The organism is Photobacterium rosenbergii, assembly GCF_003026455.1.
GTDB classification, from domain to species: Bacteria; Pseudomonadota; Gammaproteobacteria; order Enterobacterales; family Vibrionaceae; genus Photobacterium; species Photobacterium rosenbergii.
Map to the genome: position 1 here is coordinate 554,990 of NZ_PYMB01000002.1, position 15,717 is coordinate 570,706.

Annotated in this window: 11 protein-coding genes; 7 read left to right on the forward strand and 4 right to left on the reverse strand. The window is 47.1% G+C overall.

Annotated elements, in window-relative coordinates; all coding sequences use genetic code 11:
- Positions 1-198: 198 nt before the first annotated feature.
- Both cydB and C9J01_RS09550 read right to left on the reverse strand, forming a co-directional pair.
- Positions 199-1,335, reverse strand: a complete 1,137-nt coding sequence (gene cydB / locus C9J01_RS09545) for a cytochrome d ubiquinol oxidase subunit II (protein WP_107297893.1) — start codon at positions 1,333-1,335, stop codon at positions 199-201.
- 11 nt (positions 1,336-1,346) lie between these two features.
- A complete protein-coding gene (locus C9J01_RS09550) occupies positions 1,347-2,930 on the reverse strand; it encodes a cytochrome ubiquinol oxidase subunit I (protein WP_107297894.1) in 1,584 nt (527 codons plus the stop codon).
- 344 nt (positions 2,931-3,274) lie between these two features.
- Between C9J01_RS09550 and C9J01_RS09555 the strand changes: the two genes are divergently transcribed.
- Positions 3,275-4,273 carry an AraC family transcriptional regulator gene (locus C9J01_RS09555; RefSeq protein WP_158264519.1) on the forward strand — a complete coding sequence of 333 codons (999 nt, stop codon included), beginning with the start codon at positions 3,275-3,277 and terminating at the stop codon, positions 4,271-4,273.
- Between the two features lie 100 nt (positions 4,274-4,373).
- Here C9J01_RS09555 and C9J01_RS09560 read toward each other — a convergent pair whose 3' ends face one another.
- Together C9J01_RS09560 and C9J01_RS09565 are read right to left on the reverse strand one after the other, a co-directional pair.
- On the reverse strand, positions 4,374-5,825 hold the full coding sequence (locus tag C9J01_RS09560) for a coniferyl aldehyde dehydrogenase (protein WP_107297896.1): 1,452 nt from the start codon (positions 5,823-5,825) through the stop codon (positions 4,374-4,376).
- A gap of 131 nt (positions 5,826-5,956) precedes the next feature.
- Positions 5,957-6,814, reverse strand: coding sequence for a LysR family transcriptional regulator (locus tag C9J01_RS09565; protein ID WP_107297897.1), 858 nt, complete (start codon positions 6,812-6,814; stop codon positions 5,957-5,959).
- 97 nt (positions 6,815-6,911) lie between these two features.
- On the opposite strand from C9J01_RS09565, the gene C9J01_RS09570 reads away from it, so the two are divergent.
- The 6 genes from C9J01_RS09570 to C9J01_RS09595 all read left to right on the forward strand — a co-directional run bounded on the left by C9J01_RS09570 (position 6,912) and on the right by C9J01_RS09595 (position 15,661).
- On the forward strand, positions 6,912-7,976 hold the full coding sequence (locus tag C9J01_RS09570; protein WP_107297898.1) for an HlyD family secretion protein: 1,065 nt from the start codon (positions 6,912-6,914) through the stop codon (positions 7,974-7,976).
- A 9-nt stretch (positions 7,977-7,985) separates the two neighbouring features.
- Entirely contained in the window at positions 7,986-8,999 is a 1,014-nt protein-coding gene (locus C9J01_RS09575) for a DUF2955 domain-containing protein (RefSeq protein WP_107297899.1), read from the forward strand.
- Between the two features lie 32 nt (positions 9,000-9,031).
- A complete protein-coding gene (locus tag C9J01_RS09580) occupies positions 9,032-9,919 on the forward strand; it encodes a LysR family transcriptional regulator (protein ID WP_107297900.1) in 888 nt (295 codons plus the stop codon).
- 96 nt (positions 9,920-10,015) lie between these two features.
- The gene (locus C9J01_RS09585) at positions 10,016-11,143 is read left to right on the forward strand and encodes an efflux RND transporter periplasmic adaptor subunit (RefSeq protein WP_237156922.1); all 1,128 of its coding nucleotides are present in this window, start codon (positions 10,016-10,018) and stop codon (positions 11,141-11,143) included.
- 5 nt (positions 11,144-11,148) lie between these two features.
- The gene (locus C9J01_RS09590) at positions 11,149-14,217 is read left to right on the forward strand and encodes an efflux RND transporter permease subunit (RefSeq protein WP_107297901.1); all 3,069 of its coding nucleotides are present in this window, start codon (positions 11,149-11,151) and stop codon (positions 14,215-14,217) included.
- A complete protein-coding gene (locus tag C9J01_RS09595) occupies positions 14,204-15,661 on the forward strand; it encodes an efflux transporter outer membrane subunit (protein ID WP_107297902.1) in 1,458 nt (485 codons plus the stop codon). The genes C9J01_RS09590 and C9J01_RS09595 overlap by 14 nt, the downstream gene beginning before the upstream one ends.
- The last annotated feature ends 56 nt before the right edge of the window (positions 15,662-15,717 follow it).

A 15,717-nucleotide genomic window follows, 5' to 3' on the forward strand; every position in this document is an offset into this window, starting at 1 on the left:
ATGTTATCTCTATAAAATATTACGGAGGTTTATTTATAGAAAACGAATTCACCATATGTTGGCACTCATATTTTTATCGTATTAGTGTTTTTTCCAGTTTCGCTCATTGCGTTCCATGCGGAATCCATTTTTAATTCCGATGTAGCTGGCGAAAGCCAAACCAATAACCCAGGCTGCATACCACATAATAGCTGCTCCTTAATATAATGTTGTTTTGTTCTGTTCGATGTAACTCTTATCAACCCGGCCAAACATCTTGCGGTAGCACCACAAGGTATACCCGAGAATAATCGGTACCATGATGACAGCTATCAAGGCGACAATTCCCAGCGTCTTTTCACTTGATGTCGCATCCCATATTGTCAGGCTGTGGGATGGGTTGATACTCGATGGAATGATGAACGGGAATAATGCGATACCCGCAGTCAGTATGATACTGGTCACCGTTATGCTCGACATCGCAAAAGCGGTACCGTCTTTTTGTTTTTTCGCTGATAGCGCTGTAAAGATCGGTGCAATCACTGCCAGTGCCGGAATGATCCAAAGAACCGGATAGTGGTTGAAGTTCTGGAACAATCCGTGGGCAACAGTTACCACCTGTTTGTTAAGCGGGTTGGCTGCCGCATCTGTGACAACCGCGCTGGAAATATGGTAACCGTCTAGGTTGTAGGCCCAAATCCCGGCGATGACATATAGCGCTGCTGTTACAATGGCTGATAACTCGCTAAAGGCGCAGGCTCTGGAATGCAACGAGCCGGTGGTTTTCATTTGTAGCCATGTTGAGCCTTGGGTCAGAATCATGCTGAGGCTAAGTAAACCACACAACAGGGCAAATGGATTTAGTAGCCCCCAAAAGCTGCCTTTGTAACTGGTCATTAGCAGGTCATTCAATACAAACGGGATACCTTGCATCAGGTTACCAAACGCGACACCAAATATGACGCTTGGAATCAAACCGCCGGCAAACAAAGCCTTGTCGCAGACATCTCGCCAGACTGGGCTATCGATTTTTGAACGGTAATCAAAGCCTAACGGGCGTAACCACAAGGATGCCAAGGCAAGCAGCATGGCAAAATAAAACCCAGAGAAAGAGACGGCGTAGACCAAAGGCCAGACGGCAAAAATAGCACCGCCAGCAGTTATCAACCAAACCTGGTTCCCGTCCCAGTGGGGACCGACAGTGTTGATCATTATGCGGCGATCCATGTCGCTCTTGCCCAGCACGGGCAATAGCATACTGACGCCCATGTCAAAACCATCGGTAATTGCAAAGCCAATAAGCAACAGGCCAATTATTACCCAAGCGACGCATCGCAGTGTTTCGTAATCAATCATAATAGCATTCCTTAGTGGCTAGTTGCTGAAGTCAGCGCTCGGTCTTCAGGCTGGTTCTCAAAGTGGTAACGACCTGTTTTGAGAGCACTTGGCCCAAGTTTGGAGTAGCGGACCATCAGGAATGATTCGATGATCAGGAATAGGGTGTACAGCACATAGACCATTGCAATAGATAGCATGATTTGACCCGGTTCAAGCTGGGAGGCTGCCATATTTACCGGTAGTACTTCACCCACTGCCCAAGGTTGACGGCCATATTCAGCAACAATCCAACCCGCTTGGCTCGCAATCCATGGCAGTGGCATCGAGATAAGGGCCAATTTGAGCAACCATCGTTTCTGCGGTAGGGACTCACGGCAGCTATACCATGTGGCCAAGGCAAACAGCATAACCATTAGCATGCCGCAACCAACCATAATCCTGAAGCTCCAGAATAGCGGTGCAACTTGCGGGATAGTGTCTTCGGTTGCTTGCTTGATCTGTGCTTCGGTCGCATCGACCACAGAGTTGGTGTAAGACTTCAGCAGTAACCCATAACCGAGATCTTTTTTCACTTCGTTGAAGGCTTGGACATCGTCCTCGGTGTGGAATCCGCTACGCAGTTTTTCCAGCAGGCCATAGGCAACCATACCATTGCGGATCCTAGCCTCGTTTTGCTTCATCAGGTCATCGATACCCATGACTTGTTCATCAAATGAGCGGGTTGCAATGATGCCCATAAGGTAAGGGATCTTAATGGCGTAGTCGGTTTCCTTGGTTTCTTGGTTAGGGAAGCCAAATAGCGTGAAGGATGCAGGCGCTTCTTCGGTATGCCATTCGGCCTCAATCGCTGCCAGTTTGACTTGCTGTACGTCACCGAGTTCGTAACCAGACTCATCACCCAGTAGCAATGTACCCAGGATAGCGGTAAGGCCGAATGCTGCAGCAACCGCAAATGAGCGGCGAGCGAAGGTGATATCTCGGCGTTTTAGCAGGTAGAAGGCACTGATGGCCATAACAAACATAGCGCCAGTGGTGTAACCGCCGGCGACGGTGTGCAAGAATTTAACCTGAGTGACTGGGTTGAAAACGACTTCGACAAAGTCGGTCATTTCCATGCGCATGGTTTCAAAATTGAACTCTGCGCCGACCGGATTTTGCATCCAGCCGTTGGCCATCAAAATCCATAGGCCGGAAAAGTTCGAACCCAGTGCCGTCAACCAAGTGATGGCAAGGTGCTGGCGTTTTGAAAGTCGGTCCCAACCAAAAAAGAATAGGCCAACCAAGGTTGATTCGAGGAAGAACGCAATAAGCGCTTCGATGGCCAGCGGCGCACCAAAGATATCCCCAACATAGTGGGAGTAGAAAGACCAGTTTGTCCCGAACTGGAATTCCATGGTGAGGCCAGTAGCAACACCAATCGCAAAGTTAATCCCGAATAACTTGCCCCAGAACTTTGTCATGTCTTTGTATATTTGCTGGCCGGTAATGACATACATGGTTTCCATGATTGCCAGCAATACGACTAGCCCTATGGTTAAGGGCACGAAAATAAAATGGTACAGTGCCGTCGTGGCGAACTGTATCCGCGATAGTTCGGCTACTTCGTTGAGCATGATTTCCTCCCCGTCAGGCTGTTTGACGGAATATTTCTTTATATTTCTTGGATATTCTCTATCGGGTCGAGCAACACATAGAGCGGGGAGAATGGTAATGCTGGCTCGGAGTTAAGGGTAGTCAAACATATATAATCAAGGGTTAAGTACCTCTTAACAATGACTGAATTACTCATTGGTTAAGGTTAGAGATATTCACAGAAGCTATTGATTGCTGGTAAGGTCTTTTTGCCTCGGGGGCGAAAATTGCCTTACATTTATTAAATGTGAGGCAAAAGGCGGATGTGGCCAGATGGCCAATGGGTTCAACCACCTCGATTTCATGGAACTGGATAGAGAAAACAATGAGAACAATAACAAGCGTCCGATTAATTTGTGACGCTGCCAAAGGGAAGGGGATCAGTGTTGCTGATTGCTTGAGAGACACCGGCTTGTCAGAAAGTGAAATCGGCCACGATGATCTTACATTGACGGTGGAACAAGAAATCGCAGTGATCCAAAACTATGTCTCCTTGTCTGGTGGGCAGGTAGGGCTGGGCGCAGAAATCGGTTTCCAGATGCATGTGAATGTCTTTGGTATTTGGGGCTTTGCCATATTGACCAGCCCAACGATGCGGGCTGCGTTCTTGACTGCCATTGATTACGTCAAATTGTCCTTTGTGCTTGCCAAGCTATCTTTCGCTGAGACAGAAACGGTGGGCGTGCTTACCTTCGATATGAGCGAACTGCCAAAAGCTATCGAACCTTTTGTCCTTGAGCGGCATACTGTAGTCACGCTTAACTTTTTGAAAGAATCCCTGCCAGAGTCAGCCCTTGCTGATATCTATCTCAAGACAACACTTTCTGATCCGGATTATCTCGCTTCGATTGAGAAAGTCCTCGGAATAAAGGTAAAGGGCGGTAGCGACAGCCATTCTCTGGTAATTCCCAAACAGTGGCTGGATTTGCCCCTGCCTAAAAGTGACCCTGTCACATTAAGGTTCTGCCTTGAGCAATGCGATACCATCGTGGCAAAAGAGGCTGATGAGGAAAACCAATGGACCGAAAAGGTCAAGCAAGTGGTGCTCGAAGATATCGCAGAAGAGAAAACCCTCAATGCGGTTGCTGAAAAGTTATCGATGACCGAGCGTACTTTGCGCCGCCGTTTAAACGATGAAGGAACGACTTATCGGGAACTGTATGCCAATACCCGTCTGACAGTTGCCAAGGAATTGCTTGAAGCATCATGCTTGAATGTGGATACGGTATCTTGGCGGGTGGGTTACGCTGAGCCGGCCAGTTTTGTGCGTGCTTTTATCAAGAAATTCGGCTTTTCGCCTGGCAGCATCAAAAAAGCATGCTGACCTTCAACCAAAGGCCTGTCATGAGTTAACCACCACTGAAATCAAATAGCAGTGGTGGTTTTCAACCTTTGATTTTTAATTACTTAGGTACAGCTTTCAGTTAAAATTTTTTCAGCCGTTTTAGCTGGAAGTTGATAAAGAAATTGAACATCTTGTTGCCCCATGGTGCTGCGATATATTGGCTGGCATCAAAGCGGCCTTTGACCACAATCGATTTGGCCTTGGAGAAATTCAAGAAGCCTTCCTTGCCGTGATAATGCCCCATTCCAGAGGGACCGACACCGCCAAACGGCATATCATCCACCATGGTGTGGGTCATCACTTCATTGATACAGACCCCGCCGGAGTGAGTGTTTTGTACCACTTTATCTACCCGGCGTTTATCCCAGTCAAAATAATATAGTGCAAGCGGGCGGTCATGGTTTTGCACGTATTCAATCGCATCATCCAGCGTATCATAAGGAACCAAAGGCAGGATTGGGCCGAAGATCTCTTCCTTTAGCACTCGCATATCCGAAGTGACATTTTTCACAACATGCATGGGTAACTTGCGAGTGCCAGCGAAGTCTTCATTGGCGGGGTTAATCACAACAACGTCTGCGCCTTTTTGTTTGGCGTCCTCAATGTTATCTAACAATCGGTCGCGTTGCCGCTCAGTAATGATCGACGTGTAGTCATTGTTGTCGCGCATGGTTGGGTAGTGCTTGGCAATAGCGGCGCTGAAGGCGTCACTGAACTGATCGATTTTATGGCGGGGTACCAGAATATAATCAGGGGAAACACACACCTGTCCGGCATTGAGTCCTTTACCAAAGGCGATCCTCTTAGCCGCCTCCTCAATGGGGAAGTCATCATGGATGATAGCCGGTGACTTACCGCCCAACTCCAAGGTGACAGGGGTAAGGTTTTTTGCTGCAGCCTGCATAACGATACTACCGACCTGGGTTGAGCCAGTGAATACGATATGGTCAAAAGGAAGTTGGGTAAACTCAGTTGCGACCTCGACACCGCCGTTGACGACGATAATTTCGTCTGAGGTAAAAAACTCTTCAATCATTTGCTTGATCAAAGCCCCTGTTTCCGGTGCAAATTCCGAGGTTTTGATCATTGCCAGGTTACCGGCAGCAAGAGCCCCCGCTAGTGGTGATAAGCCCAAAAAGATCGGGAAGTTCCAAGGAACCACGATACCAACAACGCCGAGTGGCTGGTAACGGACCTCGGTCTTCGCTCCGAATAGCATCAATGGCGTTTTGCGGCTTGAGGTTTTCATCCACTTGCGAAGGTGTTTCTTGTTGTAGTGGATACCTTCGAAAATAGGCAGCAGTTCGATCATCAGGGTTTCGGCACGGGAGCGGCCATTAAAATCACGATCTACTGCTTTAATTAGGCGGTCTTGATAGGTAACAAGTGCTTGGTGTAAACGCTGCAGGCGCTCAATTCGCTGCGCGGCAGTTGGCGCAGGGGTACGCAGAAAAGCACTTTTCAGGTTTTCCAGGCTAGGGCCAAGGGCCACTTCCGGTTTATCAATGTCATAAATTGGATGAGCTGACATATCTGACTCCTTAATGGATCATTTTAGCTTTGAGTCAGAGTATGTCGTTGGCAAGTGACAAACCGAATGTTGATAGCGGACAATTTGTTGTCGAAAGCGGACACCACAAATGGCTCAATTGGCCAAAATCATCAGAATGTCTCGCGGAATAAATCGATTAAAACTTTAATTTTTTCCGGAAGATAGACAGCAGAGGGGTAGACCAGAGTGAGGTTATGGTCGGGGTATTCAAAATGGGGTAGCACCTTGACCAATTGGCCTTTTTCAATGGCTCTTCTAGAGTGGGCCTCTGGAATGAAAGCAATACCGCTACCGTCCATGGCCATGTTACGCAGTAAGGTTAGATCGTCCGATTGAACTGAGATATGCAGCTCGGATGGGATCAAGCTAGCATTGTAGCGATTGGTCAGCAGCCGGTGTGATTTGAGATCTTCGGTTGATTCAATCGGCGGAAACTTTGCTAGATATTCTTTTGAGGCAACCAGGTTGCTGCGATATGACAGCAAGCTAAATTGAATGTAACTGTCATCACTGACTTTGACTACGCTTGGCAGTACTTGTAGGTCAAAAGCTTGCCGCTTTAAATCGACACTCTCTTGGTGGTTTTCAATTTCCACTCGTATGTTCGGATAGCGACTAGTGTATTCAGTGATGATTTCATTGAATGCAGATAGCGTCATTATCGCCGTCGGAATAGCAAGCCTAACCGTGCCGGCAAAGTTTGACTGTTGCTCGCTAAATACCTTTATCCCCTGCTGCAACAACTCAATGGGTTGTGAAGCCATATCAAATAGCTGCTTGCCTTTGTCTGTTAGTTCAATCGTTCGCGTTGTTCGGATCAGCAGTTGACAGCCAAGGGCGGATTCAAGCTCTTGTAAGCGACGACTGATCTTAGAACGTTGAAGATTGTTGGCAGCCGCTGCAGCACTGATACCGCCATGTTCTACGGTTTGGATGAAGAGATGGAGATCATCAAGATTGACTTTCATTGTCCTATTTTTAGGTCTTATGTGTGTTAGTTATCATTCTACTTTAACACAGACCATTTCTTTATAATCCGCGAAAAAAGGATTCGTGGAGTGAAGAATGAACGCTGATAAGCAATTTAGAATTTGGATGCGTACGCTTATTGTCCTGTTTATTGTGCTTTTTGCATATGTGATCACTGCTGATAGGTATGCGCCGATCACCACAGAGGGACGTGTTCAGGGCTATGTGGTTCAAGTGGCACCGGAGGTTTCCGGAAAAATTACCCAGGTTCTGGTAGTGAACAATCAGCAGGTACGAGCCGGTGATCCGCTGTTCAATATTGACGATCGCAAATATCAAATTGAGCTTGAAAAAGCCAAGCTGTCATTAAAGTCGGCTTATGAGAAAGAAGCGACGTTGTACTCTCAACGTGAAGCAGCCCTTGCCAACATAAGTCGGGCAGAAGCCAATTATATCAACTCCCACCGAGAGTACTTACGGTTACAAAAGCTGTCGAATCGAAAAGTGATTTCCCAGTCCCAACTTGATAATGCACAGGCACAAGACAGGGTAGCGAAAGCGACTTTGCTTGCTGAGGAGCAAAATCTGAAAGTGATCGAAAGCCAGTTGGGCCGAGCTAAGGGGGAAAGTACCGCAGTTCTCACCGCCAGAAACCAAGTTGAAAGGGCCGAGCTTGATCTCAGCAACACCGTCGTGGTGGCACCAAGCGATGGTGTTGTTACTAACCTTCAGCTTGAAGAAGGAACTACGGCAAATGTGAACTCGCCACTTCTGACCTTTGTTCCCTCTGGATCGTTATGGTTAGCCGCTGATTTTCGTGAAAAGTCTGTTGCGGCAATCAATCAACATTATTCTGCGTTAGTTGCCTTTGATGCTAACCCCGGTGAAGTCTACCCATTTTCAATTAGCAGCCGTGATTACGGTGTCGCGGCGGCCCAGCAAAGGCCAGATGGCTTCCTGACCGAGGTGGCAAGCAATAACCGCTGGGTTCGTGATGCCCAACGAACAAGAATTAATTTAACCACTGACAAGCCACTACCTCAGTCCCTCTTCGTGGGTTCGAGGGCAACCGTGGTGGTTTATCCACAAACCGATTCGTTCTGGGCAACGATGGCCCGAGTCCAAATCAAACTAGCTAGCTGGTTTCACTTCATCTATTAGGAAAAGTTGATGAAAACCTTACGTATTTGGTTCGGTTGCTCAATGGGGCTGGCCCTTAGCATGGTGTTTGATTGGTCCTATGGATTCTTCGCCATCATGCTGCCGCTGTTTATTCTTGGCAAAATGGAACGATTTAGTCTGGCAGCCAACATCTTAGTACTGGTTTCTGTGGTGTGGACAACCACCTTGGCTACTATTTTGGTGCAGATGTTCCAGTTTCATCCTGTCATCTTGAGCGTGGCCGTGGGGTTAATGATGCTGGTTAACTGTATTGCGATGATGAAGCCATCGACGTATCTGTTCGGGTTTATTGGGTTATTTGTTGGTTCGATTGTATTGAGTTTTGCTAGTTACGATTTTATCGATATAGAAGACTTTAATATTAACCTATGGGTAACGACGGTTGTGAATATTGGTGTATGTGCTTTTGCATATTGGTTGTTCCCAGAAAGAACCTCACAGTGCGTGGATAATCAAGTATCGACACCGGTAAAAAAGGACATTGATTATATCGCGCAGGTCGCCTTGGGCTGGGTAGTTGCCATGGCTGCTTTTTTCGTGTTCCAAGTGGCAAATCTCTACGACTCGCTGTCGGCACTGGCTTCCATCATTATCCTTCTCACACCCATGACGTTGGCAGGTTCGATGGGTGTAGCAAAGATCCGGATTATCGGCACTGGGCTTGGTTGCCTTGCCGGTGCCATGGTCCAGCTCATTCTGGGTAAATGGTTTGGGAATGGGGTATTGCTCTGGTTGGCACTGACCATAGCAATGGGGTGGTTTTGTCACTGGCAGACCAAAGGTCAAATCAAATCTGCCATTGGGTTCTCGGCAATGTCTGCGTTGACTGTGCCGATGACGACCTCTTTGGTCCCTGAGCAACAAGATGCGTTTTTCTCCATTTTGTACCGTTTCAGTTCAATATTTGTCGCAGTAGCACTGACCGTTATGGTGATCTGGGTTGCCCATCATTGCATCCGAGAGTGTTTGCTGCCTGCAAAAAGCCTAACTCAATCCAATTAGGCCTGGCCGGTATATTTGCCAAGAGAAGTAATATGAAAGTTGAAGATCTTGAATTATTTACCACCATTGTTCGCTTGGGTGGATTCACTGCTGCAGCCAATGCGTTGGAATTACCAAGAAGCAACGTGAGCAGGCGGATAAGCAAGCTAGAGGAAGAATTGAATCTGAAATTGTTCTTTCGTACTACCCGGCAAATATCGTTAACCCAATATGGGAAAAAGTATTATGAAGAGGTGGTCAAGGCGCTTGAAACCTTAAATAGGGCACGGTTGGCTACGGATTCAATTTCAGATGTACCGAAAGGAAGAATTAAAATTGGGTTATTGCCTGAAACCGATGAGGCTATTTCGCCTCTATTATTTTTATTTCTCGATAAATACCCCGAAATAGAACTGGATATTCGCAGTATCAACAACGGGTTTATTGATACCTATCAACAAGATCTGGATCTGGCCTTTCATGCTGGCGAGGTCATAGACTCGAACTTGGTGGCAAGGGAAATTACCGGGCTTAATGGCAGGATTGTCGCTTCGCCTGATTACATTGAAAAACATGGCAGGCCGCAGCAACCCCACGATCTCTCCGATCACAGCTGTATTTGTTTTCGATGGCCAAATGGACAGGTTGTTAATTGCTGGCCGATAGCAGGAGAAGAGGTCATGGTAAGAGGGAAGCTGACCAGCAACAGTATTGGGTTGATTAAGCGTGCTGCTCTCAATGGACGCGGGTTGGCGTTCTTACCGAAATTATTTATTAATGCTGAATTGAAAGATAACGAGCTTATTTCACTGCTCAATGACTTTGAAAATCCATTTAATAGTGAAAAGGTCTGGTTACTTTATCCGGAAACCAAAGGGATCAGCCGAGCCACAAGATTGTTAATTGAATATTTGGTTGAGGAAGTCCCTAAAATTTCATGATTGTCCGGAAATGTGCAACATAGATTTCCCGAAACGACGGATTATCTCATATAGCTAGCTATATAAAATGACCTTCACATTTTTGAGGGTCACATTATGAAACCGACACTTCACTTGATTCCGATGATGGCAATAGCTTCAGGCTTGGCCCTTACCGGTTGTGATAATCAATCACCTTTAGAACCAACCCATACGATTAAACAACCCGTCAATGTCATTCGTTTGGCTGACAGTCAAAAAATAAAGCGCCACCAGTTTACGGGTAAGCTCAAATCATCAGAAACGGCCGCCATTGCCTTTCGCGTTCCGGGTCTGATCCACGAGTTACTTGTTAAACCTGGGGATTCAGTCAAAAAAGGGCAAGTGGTTGCCCGTTTGGATCCCCATGATTACCAAGTGTCTATCCGTGAACTGGAGGCGCGCCTTGATGAAGCAAAAGCGTCGTATAAATTAGCCAAGATTGAACTCAAGCGGGTCAAACAAGCGGTCAAAGACGATGCTGTCTCTAGTGTTAGCTTGGATAGGGCACAAAGTGGTTATGAGCGTGCCAAGGCCATGGTTGAGGTGGTGAGCCAAAACCTGCAAAGAGCCAAAGACGCACTCTCCTATACCGAGCTTAAAGCCCCGTTTGAGGGAGTTATTGCCCGAAATAATTTTGAAGCCTTTGAGCAAGTTTCTCCCGGTTTATCGGTTTTCACGCTGCATAAACCGCAACTGCTTAATGTAGAGATTGATGTACCAGAAAACCTCATTGACCAATTCTCTGACACTATTTCCACATTGGCTTCGATCTCATGGTATCAGGCTGAACGCACATTGCCTGCAGAACTGATTGAAATTGAAACATTACCGGATCCAATCAAACAGACCTATGCCGTGACCTACCAAGTTGATACCGAGGCTGTGGCTGAGGCTCGGGTTCTACCGGGGAAAAGTGTCACGCTGACGACTTCTCTGGCAGGTCAGAGTGATGTTTTTTGCCTGCCATATTCAGCGGTGCTGGGTGAAGAGGGTGAGCATTATGTTTTCAAAGTTGATCATTATGGCACTGGTGAAAATAACACAGTGCAATCTGTCGGAGTGCAAGTTGATACTTTCCAAGACAGTAAGATGTGCGTTCAGGGACGGCTGAATTCAGAAGATTTGATTGTCGTTGCGGGTGGAAGTTACTTGCAACCGGGCGATACCGTTGGTGATATTCGCCTGCGTAGCAAAGAGGGGTAACGGCGGTGAATTTAGCAGAATTTGCATTGCGACAACGTACCTTTGTGATGTTTTTTGTCGTGGTTAGCATCATTGGCGGTTTTCTGTCTTACCCGAGATTGGGCAAGTTGGAAGACCCGACATTTACTGTCAAAACAGCGCTGGTGCTGGTGGCTTATCCTGGGGCATCTGCGAAAGAAGTTGAGGAGCAAGTTACAGATATCGTGGAGACCCGCCTTCAGGAAATGGCTACGTTAAACCGGGTACGTTCCTTATCTCGGCCAGGTATGTCCATGGTGTTTGTTGATCTCCAAGAATCAACCAATACCAAGGCCTTGCCGCAAGAGTGGGATTTGCTGCGACGTAAGGTAAACGATCTCAGCCTTGAGCTGCCTGCAACGGCTCAGATCAGATTGGTACGCGATGAGTTTTCTGAAGTCTACGGCATGCTGTTTAGCATCTATGGCGACGATGCAGAGCCCTATGAGCTTCGGGAATACGCTAAAGACTTGCAGCGCCGGATCAAGCAAGTACAAGGCGTGAAAAAGGTGGTGCCACACGGCGTCCAAAACCGCGCGGTCTATATTGATTTACCTGCTGAGCGATTGGCCCAATATGGACTATCAGCGATTCAGGTTTGGGATCAAATTAATAGCCAGAGTGAAACCTTCTATGCCGGTAGCTTTGCCGCTGGTGAAGAGAGGATCCGTATTGATCAAAGCAGCCAGTTCCAAACCCTCTATGATGTCGAGAATGTATTGATAAAAGGCGGATTCAGTAGCGTCGGTACTGGCATGCTGCGTCTGGGAGATATCGCTGACATCACTATGGAGTACCAAGATCCCGCTACCACGATGAACCGCTTCAACGGCGTAGATGCAGTGACAGTTGCAGTCAGTATTGTCGAAGGTAGTAATGTGATTGCGATGGGAGACAGTATCAACGAGGTTGTCGATCAGTTTGCCAAGGAATTACCGTTGGGAGTGAAGATCGGCACAGTGGCTTTTCAGCCTGAAGAAGTCGATTTATCTATTAAGAACTTCTTGGTCAACCTTGGCGAAAGCATTCTGATCGTTGTTGTGGTGTTATGGCTGTTTATGGGCTTTAAAAGTGCCTTTATTGTCGGTACAAGCTTATTTTTGACCATCCTGTTTACCTTCATTTTCATGTATGCCTATGACATTGGCCTGCAACGGGTGTCGTTAGGGGCGTTTATTATTGCGCTGGGCATGCTGGTGGATAACGCTATCGTTATCACCGATATGTTCAAAGCCAAGGTAATAAAAGGGATTGGGCGGAATGAAGCGGCGATCAGTTCTGTAAAGGAAACCGCTATCCCTTTGTTAGGCGCCACGGTTATCGCCATTATGGGGTCGAGTCCGATCCTGTTTTCAAAAACGGATATGGCAGAATTTACCCTCTCATTGTTCCAGGTGATGGCGGCTTCACTGCTGTTCTCTTGGTTTGTTGCCATGCTGATAACGCCGTTGCTGTGCTGGTTCCTTATTTATCCAGATCACAAGCAGGGGAAGAAAGAAGCTGTCGCGTATAAACAAGTAGTGACATTTGCGGTGGAAAACCCTTGGAAGGTGTTATCCGGTGTTGTTCCCGTCATTGTCGCTGCAGTGTTATTGATCCCGAACGTGCAAATGAACTTTATGCCATTGTCTGATCGTTCTTTGGTCTTTCTTGATTACTGGCTACCAAACGGAAGCCGGATTGAACAAACCGCTGCTGATATGAAGATCATCGAAGCTTGGTTGTCTGAACAAGAAGAAGTTGAGAGTACGGCAACGTTTGTTGGCGAAAGTGCTCCTCGTTTTTCTATGACGATAGAACCAGAGCCGCAAGACGCTGCTTATGGGCAGATCGTTATCAATACGACTGACTATGAAGCGGTCGATCGTCTGATTGACAAAGGGGATCGCTGGATGAAGGCTGAGTTTCCCCAAGCTGAGCCAAGGTTCCGTAACCTGAAAATGGCTACCCAAGATAAGTACAGTATTGAAGCGCGTTTTTCGGGGCCGGACCCAAAAGTCCTACATGAATTAGCCAATCAAGCAAAAGCGATCTTTAAGCAAAACCCGAGTATCAAATATGTTCGTGACGACTGGCGGCAGCGAAGCAAGGTGATCAAACCTGTGATCAATCAGGAGCGGGCGCGAGAAGCGGGGATCACCCATATGGATATTGCTTTTGCCTTATCGCGGGCATCGGTGGGGACACCGTTGGGCCAAATGCATATAGGCGATGAGGGGATCCCGATTTTCTTACGGGGTGAGGAGCGTAACCTTTCCTATCTTGAGAGCTTGCCGGTCCGCTCGCTGCTCGGGGCGCACAGTGTGCCGCTTGGACAGGTGGTTGATGGATTTGAAGTCAGCCATGAAGAGAGCATGGTTTGGCGACGCAACCGCCTGAAGACGATAACTGCTCAAGCGGGTGTGGTATCAGGTAGAACGCCATCTGACGTACGTAAAGAGATTGCAGCACAAATTGAAGGAATTGAATTACCACCAGGCTACTTCTTCGAGTGGGGCGGGGAATTTTACGATGAGCACAAATCTGTCACCGATATATTTAACCAGCTACCCAAAGCCCTGTTTGTCATGGTTGTCATCATAGTGGCGATGTTTAATGGTTTTAAGCAGCCAATGATAATTTTCGCGACGATTCCACTGGCTGCAACCGGCTCAGCACTGAGTTTGATCGTTTTTGATGAAGCCTATGGGTTTACAGCATTAATTGGTGCGATTTCACTGAGCGGCATGATCATTAAAAACGGTATTGTTTTGATGGATCAAATTGAATTGGAGAGATCCCAAGGCAAGTCTCTTGATGAGGCAATCATTGATTCGACACTTAACAGGACCATGGCCATTTCGATGGGCGCTTTGACGACAGTGCTAGGTATGATCCCGTTATTGACCGATACCTTGTTCTCACCAATGGCGGCAACCATTATTGGTGGCTTGGTATTGGCGACAGTACTTTCTTTGATCCTGATGCCGGCCATGTATCGAATATTGTTTAAGGATGAACCTCTAGATAATGCTCAATTAGACGATAAGCTGGAGGTCAGTGATGAAAATGCGTAAGACATTGTCGGCCGCTATTCTTCTTGCATTGTCGGGCTGCGCTGTTGGTCCTGATTACCAAGTGCCAAGTATGGTATTGGATGAAACGTACCTTTATGCGCAAAGCACTACGAAACAAAGTGAAAATAGCCACTGGTGGCAGAGCTTTGGCGATCCGGTTCTAAATCAACTTGTGTCTGATGCCCAGCAACAGAATATCTCGTTGAAAATGGCGTCGGAACGAATCCAAATGGCGCAAAACTACCACAAGATTGTAGAGTCTTATAAGTTACCGACAGTGAGCCTTGGCGCGGGGTACTATCATTACCAAATTAGCGAGAACACCCCCTTGGCGGGAGATTTGGTGTCGCCTATTTCGGTACCCGCAAATTTACAGCCAATGTTAGGTAGTAGCCTGTCGATTGCGGATAACCAGCAAAATGGAGTCATGCTGGGGGCCAGTATTGGCTGGGAAGTCGATCTGTTTGGTCGTATTGACCATCAAACAGAGGCGGCTGAAATTCGCGCTGAGCAGTCGGTTATTTACCAAAAGGGCTTGTATACCCTTATCACCGCAGATGTGGTTCATAACTATTTGCAATTACGTGGTGCTCAAGCTCGAAAACAAGTCCTTCTCGAATCGATTTCTGATCAAAACAAGATCTTGCATTTGATTGATAAGGTCGTGCGCAGTGGTTTCGGTTCTGAGCTAGACCACGCTCAGGCTGAAGCGATGCTGGCGGCTACAGAATCAATGTTACCTCAATTGGAGGTCACCGAGCAGGTACACAAACACCGCTTGTCGATTTTGCTTTCCCTTTCATTGAAAGAGATTGATGAACGTTTGTTTGAAGTTACTGAACTGCCGGAAATCAACGGGATTATTCCAACAGGGCTGCCTTCCGATTTGCTGACGAGGCGGTTCGATATTGCTTTTGCAGAGCGTGAGATGGCAGCACTCAATGAAGAGGTGGGGGCAGCCGTTGCAGACCAATATCCCAAGTTCTTTCTTACGGGTATGCCTGGATTGTCTGCAGGTAACTTCAGTGAACTGTTCAATGGAGATTCATTTGGCTGGGTAGGCAGTGCAGGAGTGCATTGGAATGTATTTGATGCTGGACGAGGTGATGCCATGGTAGCCTTTAATGAAGCAAGGTTTAAGTCGGCTGCGCTGAGTTACCAAAATACGGTAGAGAGCGCGTTCAAAGAAGTCGACTCTTTGTTATTTGCCTACGGCAGAAGCCAGCAAAGCCAGCTCAAAGTAGACAAAGCAACACAGTCGACGCAAAAGGCGGTTGATAAAGCGAAGTCACTTTACGATGCAGGCCTGACCGATAGCCTTTCGGTGCTAGATGCACAGCGTCAATTGAACGCAATGCGTGATAGGCAAGTGGTCGCAAAGCTACAAACGGCGCAAGTGACAGTGAGCCTCTATAAAGCGCTTGGAGGAGATTGGGTGTTGTAGAGGCTGGGTACCATGAGAAAAGGAAAGCGACCATTTATGGTCGCTTTCATATTAAT

Excerpts from the sequence above, each read along its gene's own strand:
- cydB (WP_107297893.1), bottom strand. The coding sequence starts at position 1,335 with ATGATTGATTACGAAACACTGCGATGCGTCGCTTGGGTAATAATTGGC.
- C9J01_RS09550 (WP_107297894.1), bottom strand. The coding sequence starts at position 2,930 with ATGCTCAACGAAGTAGCCGAACTATCGCGGATACAGTTCGCCACGACG.
- C9J01_RS09555 (WP_158264519.1), top strand. The coding sequence starts at position 3,275 with ATGAGAACAATAACAAGCGTCCGATTAATTTGTGACGCTGCCAAAGGG.
- C9J01_RS09560 (WP_107297896.1), bottom strand. The coding sequence starts at position 5,825 with ATGTCAGCTCATCCAATTTATGACATTGATAAACCGGAAGTGGCCCTT.
- C9J01_RS09565 (WP_107297897.1), bottom strand. The coding sequence starts at position 6,814 with ATGAAAGTCAATCTTGATGATCTCCATCTCTTCATCCAAACCGTAGAA.
- C9J01_RS09570 (WP_107297898.1), top strand. The coding sequence starts at position 6,912 with ATGAACGCTGATAAGCAATTTAGAATTTGGATGCGTACGCTTATTGTC.
- C9J01_RS09575 (WP_107297899.1), top strand. The coding sequence starts at position 7,986 with ATGAAAACCTTACGTATTTGGTTCGGTTGCTCAATGGGGCTGGCCCTT.
- C9J01_RS09580 (WP_107297900.1), top strand. The coding sequence starts at position 9,032 with ATGAAAGTTGAAGATCTTGAATTATTTACCACCATTGTTCGCTTGGGT.
- C9J01_RS09585 (WP_237156922.1), top strand. The coding sequence starts at position 10,016 with ATGAAACCGACACTTCACTTGATTCCGATGATGGCAATAGCTTCAGGC.
- C9J01_RS09595 (WP_107297902.1), top strand. The coding sequence starts at position 14,204 with ATGAAAATGCGTAAGACATTGTCGGCCGCTATTCTTCTTGCATTGTCG.